Source organism: Bacillus sp. ISL-75, assembly GCF_018613095.1.
Genome location: NZ_JAGGQX010000103.1, coordinates 1 through 9133 on the forward strand (window position 1 = coordinate 1; position 9133 = coordinate 9133).

The following is a 9133-nucleotide window of genomic DNA, read 5'->3' on the forward strand; positions in this document are numbered from 1 at the left end:
ATTTAGTGTTGACATACCAACAGACCTAAAACTAATCAACGGATTACAATCGGATTTACTATTAGTTGGCCAAAAATTAAGGGTCCCTATCATGTATCAAGTGGTTTCAGGGGATACGCTCTGGAAGCTCTCACAATCGTTTAATTCTACAGTCTCTTTAATCGCAACAACGAATGGACTTACATCCGATGCGATTTATGTTGGACAAAAACTAAAAATTCCTCCTAAAAAGCTGACCATGGATGGAAAGTTTATACGGATGAATCGGGAGGAATTTAAAGATTGGATATTTAATCAAAAATTCACTAGACAAGTTGGCAAAATCCAACAACATCACACGTATCAGCCGTCTTATCAACAATTCAATGGGTCCAATCATTTTGCTTTGATGAAGGGCATGGAGGAATATCATGTTCAGGGGATGAAATGGAGTGAGATCAGTCAACAATTAACTACATTTCCAGACGGAACAGTGGTAGTAGGCAGGTCCTTTAACAAACCTCCAGAAGGTTCATTTGGATTACTAAATAAATCGGCTATGCATGCAATTGAAACCGATGCGTTAGCAATTGAAAATGTTGGAAACTTCGATGCAGAACAAATGACTGCGGCACAACGGGAAACGATTGTCACTGTCGCTGCCTTGCTTATGTTGAAATACGGGTTAACTCCTTCCGTTGATAGTATCACCTACCATCATTGGTGGGATATTAATTCGGGGGAAAGAGTGTTAGACCACGGTGAAGGACATGCAGTGAAAACGTGTCCTGGTACTGGATTTTTTGGTGGAAATTCCACAACGAATGCCAAAAACAATTTTTACCCTCTTGTGTCACAAAAAATGCAAGAAATTTTAGCATCGATGCATTAGACATCGTGTCCAAATAGTTGGGGAAATAACATGTTTAATCGCACACAAAAAAACACCGTAATTAGCACGGCGTTTTTTTGTTTATTTAGTAAAGCCCCTGTTAGTTCATCGAATATACTAATCATTTAATCCCTTTCCACGTTACTGAAAGTGGCCCGAATTTATACATTCACATGTTCTATTTAGGAAAAAATAACATCATATCTTGGACTTTTAATGTGTTTTGGCTTTATTCCACTTTAACTTTTATACTATCAAAGGCATTGTAACCATAGCCCTTTCTGTTCCAAAATGGTTCTGAAGGTTGAACATTCCCTTGAGAATCAGTTGCTTTTGATTTTATCGTGTATTCACCTTTTTTTAGTGCCTCCCATTTATAATTCCAATGAACCCATGAGTACTTTTCGGATGGAGAATTTAGTTGACAGGGATCCCAAGTTTGACCGCCATCTAAACTAATTTCTACTTTTGTTATCTTTCCTTCTCCTGTCCGTGCAATTCCTTTAATTTCATAAATCCCAGTATGCAATAATTGTCTATCTAAAGGATATTGTATGGTGGAGTTAACATTGGCCGCAGTGACGGAAAACTTTCCTTCATCGTTTTCTTTGTTTGGGTAGTAAACGTAATCAACTACTTGAAAGGGACCTTTAAATTCCTTGTCAATCACAGTAATTTTTTTAATCCATTTTACAGAAGCCATTGCATACCATCCAGGAACAATCAATCTCAGGGGAAAACCATGCTTGAAGGGGATGGGTTGATTATTATATTCATAGGCAATAAGGATATCTGGTTCAAGGGCTTTTTTAATGGGTAAACTTCTTGAAAAATTAACAATTTGGTTGGAATCAGGTCTTTCTCCATAATCATAGCCTTCAAAAACAATTTCTTTTGCAGTATCAATCAAACCAGTGTGCTGTAATAAGGTCCTTAAAGAAACACCTTTCCAAATTCCTTGACTGATTGCACCTTTTCCAAATTGTTCACCAAATACCTTTGGTTGAAATAACTCACGCTTATCTCCAGCACACTCTAAAACAACTTTTATAGTTTTCGATGGCAATGAGTAAATTTCCTGTAAAGAGAATATTTTTGGGGTATGCACCAATCCATCAATTGGGAGAAGATAAAAGGACGATGTAAAGTGAGGGTAGGAAAAATGGTTTCTTCTGTAAAATAATTTTCCATCCACAATATCGCCATTTAAAAAATGTATAGGTGTTTCCTGATTTTCAGGGAATAAAGTCTTTGTAATTAGGTAGGGTTTTACCTGGGGTTGGTCAAAATTTTTCAAGTAAATACCTCCTTAAAAATTGCTTTGCAATTTAATGCATATGTAATCGGGGGGTTATTATTCAAATTCCCCTTTATTAAATTATAATCTGTTTTTTTTAAATAATAAAAAACACAACAGTTTGTTGTGTTTCAATTCATCTATCGAAGTCGATCCAATAAGAAACCGCCTTTAAATCTTCTTGGCTCATATGAAATAATAAACGCACTAGGTTCAAACATTTCCACAGTTGCAATTAGTTCATTTTCTCTATTTCTCTTTGTCAATATTTCCATTCGATAACGTTCACTGTCTCGGCCTTCACCCGTATATAAAGTAACGCCGAAGCCATTTTGTCGTAATGTGTCTATCAAATTACTATTTTTTTCTTGTGTATTAACCGTTACGTTTATATAACCAATAGCTATTTTTTGTTCCAATTTCGTCCCAAGGATAATTCCTAACCCGAAGCCAACTGCATAAACAACCATCGATACAAAACTTTGATCTCCACCAAATACGAGAGAAAGGCCAAAAACATAAATTAACATTTCTGCAATACCTAATATCGATGCTAACACGGTTATATTTTTAACCAAAAAGATTGTTCGTAGCGTGTATATAGGTACATAAATCAGTTGTAACAGCAAAATCATAAGAATCTCTTTCACTTTGGCACCTCTATCGTCATTTTTAAAGTACTCTTTATTTTATCTTTTTTAATCTAAATAAAATAGTGCTATTCTTCCTTTAAAAGGAAAGAGGATATTTAAAACTTCTACTACCAAAAATTTCAATAAAAAAGATATATTGTCAGATTTTCTCAAACCTTGTAGAATTAAGATTGGATAGATGGGCCCATAAAAAAAGAGAATACCGGCACAACGTATTACTATAAAATCAAGACTCATTTTACATTTGATAATGACACAAAGATTTATGGTGTATTCAGCCCGGTCGTTTCCGCAAAGCCAGTACTATCGGTCCCATCTTCTCCGAAGGCAGCATCCGTTTCATATTCCAGCATCAAAACAAGCTGGACTGCCGTCAGCGGGGCAAGCGGGTATGAAGTGTATAGAGCGACTTCCAGCACCGGAACATACAGCCTTGTCAAAACTACGACCTCCCTGTATTTCACCAATACTGGATTGACAACCGGAAGAACCTATTATTTTAAAGCAAGGTCCTACAAGTTGGTCGGCACTGTAAAAGTGTACAGTGGCTGGACCGCTGTTTCAAGTGCAAGGTCGTAAGAGAGAAAGCAAAAAGCCTGGTATTGGCAGCCAGGCTTTTTTTGCGGTCTAAAAATGCTAGTAAACCACCAGCACGAGTTATAAGTGCAAGTGCTGAAATAAGGCCGCCATTGGCAGCTCGATTTCAAGTAATGGAAGCTATCCAAAATCCATTCTTCAAGTGGAAGTTCCATTCAATCCTTTTAATCCCAGGATCCCGTATCTAATTTGCCCATTGTTTCAGAACTTGTTCTTGTGCCATACGATAAACTTCTTCTTCTGTTTGGTCTTTGGTAGCTATTACGTTGGTTTGATAGACTTTACCTTTATGTGTTACATAGATTGTATACTTGTACATTTTCTTCTATCTCCTTTATTTAATTCTAACTTTTTGTTCATTCCACTTCTGTAATAAATCAAAGTTCATTTAGTTATGCCTAAAAAATGTTTTTTGACTTTTTTATATTTTACAAATAAATCGAAATTGATTAAAGCTAAAAAATAGGTCAAGATTTGACAAATTCTCAACTTAACAAAAATTAATATACTCACTAGAAACGGTAATGACTGGAAAAGTCAATAAAATCAACAAACTTTATATGATTCTAATCTCTTATGTATTTTTTTACACTTCTTAAAATGCAGAAAAATGTCGAAACATATTAACTAAAAAGCCCCGCATCCACAATTGTGAATGCGGGGTCTATGATTGATCTAAGGAATACTGCTTCTTGAAGTAATCCTGGTATTCTCCACTAATAATTTGCTCCCACCACCATTTGTTATCCAAATACCATTCAATCGTTTGCGAGATTCCCGTTTCGAATGTGTAAGTTGGTTTCCACCCTAGCTTCTCTAACTTTGTTGGGTCAATGGCATAGCGCTTATCATGACCTAAACGGTCTGGGACAAACTCAATGAACTCTTCCGATTTTTCTAACGTGGTAATAATCGTTTTTACCACGTCTAAATTTGTCCGCTCGTTATGCCCGCCTATGTTATAGACTTCCCCGGTAACACCCTCATGCAAAACAAGGTCTAGTGCTGCACAATGATCATGGACATGCAGCCAATCACGGATATTCTTTCCGTCACCATAAACAGGTACCTTCTGATTATTTACTAGGCGAGAAATTGTTAAGGGGATCAATTTCTCTGGAAAATGGAATGGACCATAGTTATTGGAACAACGTGTAATATTGACTGGCAGTCCAAATGTTTTGTGATAGGACCTCGCCAAGAAATCGGATGAGGCTTTACTAGCACTGTATGGACTATTGGGCTGTAACGGCGTCTCTTCGGTAAACAATGTCGATGAATCTAGCTCTAACTCACCGTATACCTCATCCGTTGATACATGAACAAACTTGGTGACTTCTATTTGTTTGGCGGCATCAAGTAACACTTGTGTCCCTAGCACATTCGTCCGAACAAATATTTCTGGGTCCGTAATCGAGCGATCGACATGGCTTTCTGCGGCAAAATGGACCACATAATCAAACTTTTCTTTTTCAAAAAGCGGTAGAATGGTTTCGCGATCAGCAATATCGGCTTTCATAAAATGATAGTTTTCCTTCTTTTCGATCTCGCGGTGCTTGGTTAGATCGCCTGCATAGGTTAATCCATCTAAATTATAAATATCATACTGCGGGTATTTGTTAATCATATATTGAACAAAGTTCCCACCGATGAATCCGGCTCCACCTGTTACAAGAAGCTTTTTCCCTTGCATTACTTCACCTCTTGCTTTAACGCTTTTAAGTACTGCTCTAAGGAGTCCTGCCAAGACGGCAATGGAATAAATCCATTGTCCAGTAGCTTTTGCTTCGACAATCGCGAGTTCTTGGGACGGACTGCCCTGGTCGGATATTCCTCGGTTTTAATCGAATGGACTTTTACTATTTTGCCCGCTTTGTGAAAAATTTCTTCGGCAAATTCAGCCCAGCTGCAAAATCCCTCATTCGTGGCATGATAAATTCCATATCGATCCGTTTGAATCATATCAATTAATAAACGCGACAAATCCAAGCTATTCGTAGGCGAACCCACTTGATCTCCCACCACATGTAATTCATTTTTAGTTTCGGACAATCGCAGCATTGTTTTCACAAAGTTATTCCCGTTTAGTCCAAAAACCCAAGATATCCGGACGATGAACCAATCGGATAAGGTCGTTTGGACAATTTTCTCCGCTTCATATTTGGTCTGACCGTAATAACCGACGGGGTTGGGCTCGCTCGTTTCGTCAAAAGGTACTTCACCCAATCCATCAAAAACATAATCTGTACTGATAAACATAAATTTAGCCCTTAGTTCCTTGGCGGCGCAGGCTAAATACTTGGTCCCATCGACATTCACCTTCCAGCAATTTTCTTGATCATCCTCTGCTTGATCAACCGCCGTATAGGCAGCACAATGGATTATCGCATCCGGATTGTTTTCTTTTACAACCTTGGAAACAGAAGCTTCATCCGTTATGTCCAATTCCTTTGACCCCACGCCAATCATTTCAAAACTGCGCATTTCCCCTTCACGAACCACATCATAGCCGAGCTGTCCTGTAAAACCCGTCACTAGAATTTTCATCGTTTATTCTCCAAAGTTAAAATTATTTTCCGCATCTGCCAGGAGTGGAGCCATTTCATCTTTTGTTGATAGTATTGGAGTCATCTCAACTGGCCATTCAATGCCAATCGTTGGATCGTTCCAGCTGATGCCCCGGTCACATTCAGGTGCATACAAGTGGTCTACTTTATATTGAACTTCTACATCTTCGGTCAACGTCAAAAATCCATGTGCAAACCCCTTAGGAATCAATAATTGACGTTTATTTTCCGCACATAACTCGATTCCAAACCACTTTCCATACGTTTGGCTTCTTTTACGAAGATCGACGGCCACATCAAATATCGCCCCTTTGGTACAGCGAACGAGCTTGGTTTGCGCTTTTGGATGTAATTGATAATGCAATCCCCGTAAAGTCCCTCTGGCTGCCGAGAATGATTGGTTATCTTGAACAAATTTCACATCGATTCCAGCTTCCTGAAGCCTTGCCTCACTATAGGTCTCCATAAACCAACCGCGATGATCGCCAATTAGCTTTGGCTCGATAATCATTACCCCTGGCAGGGAAGTCTCAATCACATTCAACCTATCACCTCTTTTAATACTTGATGCTGCCATTGGCTACTTTTAATAGATATTGGCCATAACCTGTTTTGGAAAATTTCTCACCTGATTCAATTAATCTATCAATATCAATCCAGCCATTGATATAGGCGATTTCTTCGGGTGCAGCGATTTTAATTCCTTGATGATCCTCAATTGTTTTTACAAAATTAGTGGCTTCCACTAAACTTTGATGTGTTCCCGTATCCATCCATGTAAAACCCCGTCCAAGCAGCTCAACCTCAAGTTCTCCCATCCGTAAATATCGATCGATTACAGTGGTAATCTCTAACTCACCTCGTGCCGATGGTCTGACACTTTTGGCAATTTCCACAATTCGATTATCGTAAAAGTACAATCCCGTAATCGCATAATTTGATTTTGGTACCTGCGGTTTTTCTTCGACGCTTAATACCCTTCCATTTTCATTAAATTCCACGACACCAAATCGCTCTGGGTTTTGCACATGGTAACCAAAAATGGTTGCCCCACTCTCCTTTTGGGCCGCACGTTGGAGAATTTTCCGCATCCCACTGCCGTAGAAAATATTGTCTCCTAAAATCATCCCGACAGAATCATCGCCAATAAACTCTTCCCCAATTAAAAAAGCCTGGGCTAATCCGTCTGGGCTCGCCTGGATTTTATATTCTAGATGTATTCCAAACTGTGATCCATCCCCAAGAAGTGCTTCAAAACGCGGCGTATCCTCTGGAGTTGAAATAATCAGAATATCACGAATCCCTGCAAGCATTAAGGTGGAAAGCGGATAATAGACCATCGGCTTATCATAAATGGGTAATAATTGTTTACTGGTGACCATCGTTAACGGATATAAGCGTGTCCCGCTTCCACCTGCTAGAATAATAGCTTTCATCGTAACCTCCATTCCGGGTCGTTATAGAAGGAATTTTGGTATGGGCTGCCTATCGGGTGTCATTCCTTTATGTATATATGCTTATTTTGTAGTTCACGAAATATTCCACTGCTGAGTGCGAACAGGCATGTTCGTTGGTTTAAAAAACGCTTGAAAAAGCCAGATGTCTAGGGTGGTTTTGGTGATTGTTTCCGGATTACTGGGAATCTAATAATAATGGACTGGATGACACAAGAATGCCAATGATTTCCCATAAATTATGATTGAATAGATGATTCAAAAACTGTAAAATTAGTAGAATTGATTTTGCTAATCCATCGGAGGAAATTATGAAAAAGAAGAATAAACGCAAATGGAAGATTGCCGGCTTTAGCATTTTGGGGATTATTTTACTCATTGTTGCGGGCCTTGGATATGAATACTATCGGATACAGCCGACAAATCATTTTACCACGGTGCCTGTGGTAAGTTCAGGAAAAACAGGCGATACCACATCAACAAGTGAATCTGTCGAGGTAAAAGAACCCGTTTTTAACCTGTTATTGATCGGTTCCGATGAACGGAAAGGTCAAAATGTGGGTCACTCGGATTCAATGATGTTGGTCCATGTCGATTTAACAAAACATCAATATGATGCGATTAGCATTCCACGTGATACCCGCGTTCATTTAGATGGATACGGCTATACCAAACTAACAAGTGTTCAATATATTATGCAGGCCACAAAAGGCGCCCAAAAAGGGGTAGAAGCAGCAGTCAAAGCAGTCGCTGAATTAACGGGAACTCCGATCAATTACTATGTCGAAACCAATTATGGCGGCTTTCAAGCAATGGTTGATGCCGTCGATGGCATTGAGATGAGCGTACCATTTGATGTGAAATTAACACATCCTTGGTATGGTGAAAACAAGGATAAAGTGATTAGTGCAGGAACCCATACCTTTGATGGAAAAATGGTCGCTGAGGTTGTACACGAGCGCTATTCCCTCGCAAGTGGCGAATATGGTCGTCAAAAGTTACAAGAAGAAGCGCTAAAAGGAATTGCAAAGAAAGCCTTAAGTCCAAATAATATTACCAACTTGCCTTCTTTAGTGAAATCCATTCCCGACTTTGTGATTGCGACCAATATGTCTACACAAGATATGTTAAGCCTTGGACTTTCAGCGAAAGATTTCGACCCCAACACCCAGTTGGAATACCACCAAATCCCCGGTGAAGGAAAAAGAATGTACGATGATATCTTAAAAGCAAATAACTACCAGTTAGTGATTAATCAGGACAAAATCAAAGATCTAGTAGCTCAGAACTTTTAAATAGAATAGTAACTCTATTAAGCCAAATGATGATAAAGCATCATTTGGCTTTTTTTCGCTTTGGAGTGGGGAGGTGGCCCTATTAAAAATAGGCTTTGGCAAAGAAGTCAGTCACGATAAGTGGCTCTACGTTACCGCATACGTTGGAGCTTATTGAGTCCAGTCACGTAGAGGGGTTCTACGTGACCTAAAACGTTGGAATTTATTGAGTACAGTCACGTAGAGGGGTTCTACGTTACCCAAGACGTTGGAATTTCTTGAGTTCAGTCACGTAGAGGGGTTCTACGTGACCTAAAACGTTGGAATTTCTTGAGTTCAGTCACGTAGAGCGGCTCTACGTTACCCACAACCATCGCAATTTCTGCAGTTCAGTCACGGAGAGGGGCGTCCCGGTACACA

At 39.2% G+C, this 9133-nt stretch carries 10 protein-coding genes; 2 read left to right on the forward strand and 8 right to left on the reverse strand.

What is annotated here, in order from left to right; genetic code table 11:
* Positions 1-34: 34 nt before the first annotated feature.
* A complete protein-coding gene (locus J7E63_RS29335; RefSeq protein WP_308162052.1) occupies positions 35-871 on the forward strand; it encodes a LysM peptidoglycan-binding domain-containing protein in 837 nt (278 codons plus the stop codon).
* Positions 872-1100: 229 nt separating this feature from the next.
* Here J7E63_RS29335 and J7E63_RS29340 read toward each other — a convergent pair whose 3' ends face one another.
* From J7E63_RS29340 to rfbA, 8 genes are all read right to left on the reverse strand, one after another.
* Positions 1101-2168 carry a sulfite oxidase gene (locus J7E63_RS29340; protein WP_215018895.1) on the reverse strand — a complete coding sequence of 356 codons (1068 nt, stop codon included), beginning with the start codon at positions 2166-2168 and terminating at the stop codon, positions 1101-1103.
* Positions 2169-2308: 140 nt separating this feature from the next.
* Complete coding sequence (locus J7E63_RS29345; protein ID WP_215018897.1) at positions 2309-2818, reverse strand: DUF2179 domain-containing protein; 510 nt, start codon at positions 2816-2818, stop codon at positions 2309-2311.
* Between the two features lie 266 nt (positions 2819-3084).
* Positions 3085-3240 carry a hypothetical protein gene (locus J7E63_RS29350; protein WP_215018899.1) on the reverse strand — a complete coding sequence of 52 codons (156 nt, stop codon included), beginning with the start codon at positions 3238-3240 and terminating at the stop codon, positions 3085-3087.
* A gap of 362 nt (positions 3241-3602) precedes the next feature.
* Positions 3603-3737: a BA3454 family stress response protein gene (locus J7E63_RS29355; protein ID WP_098932569.1), complete on the reverse strand. Its 135-nt coding sequence runs from the start codon at positions 3735-3737 to the stop codon at positions 3603-3605.
* A 345-nt stretch (positions 3738-4082) separates the two neighbouring features.
* Positions 4083-5111 (reverse strand): dTDP-glucose 4,6-dehydratase, encoded by a 1029-nt coding sequence (rfbB, locus tag J7E63_RS29360; RefSeq protein ID WP_215018901.1) that lies wholly within the window; start codon positions 5109-5111, stop codon positions 4083-4085.
* Positions 5111-5965 (reverse strand): dTDP-4-dehydrorhamnose reductase, encoded by an 855-nt coding sequence (gene rfbD, locus J7E63_RS29365; RefSeq protein WP_215018903.1) that lies wholly within the window; start codon positions 5963-5965, stop codon positions 5111-5113. The genes rfbB and rfbD overlap by 1 nt, the downstream gene beginning before the upstream one ends.
* 3 nt (positions 5966-5968) lie before the next feature.
* Positions 5969-6529 (reverse strand): dTDP-4-dehydrorhamnose 3,5-epimerase, encoded by a 561-nt coding sequence (rfbC, locus tag J7E63_RS29370; protein WP_215018905.1) that lies wholly within the window; start codon positions 6527-6529, stop codon positions 5969-5971.
* A 13-nt stretch (positions 6530-6542) separates the two neighbouring features.
* Entirely contained in the window at positions 6543-7421 is an 879-nt protein-coding gene (rfbA, locus tag J7E63_RS29375; protein WP_215018907.1) for a glucose-1-phosphate thymidylyltransferase RfbA, read from the reverse strand.
* Between the two features lie 329 nt (positions 7422-7750).
* Between rfbA and J7E63_RS29380 the strand changes: the two genes are divergently transcribed.
* A complete protein-coding gene (locus J7E63_RS29380) occupies positions 7751-8734 on the forward strand; it encodes an LCP family protein (RefSeq protein ID WP_215018909.1) in 984 nt (327 codons plus the stop codon).
* The last annotated feature ends 399 nt before the right edge of the window (positions 8735-9133 follow it).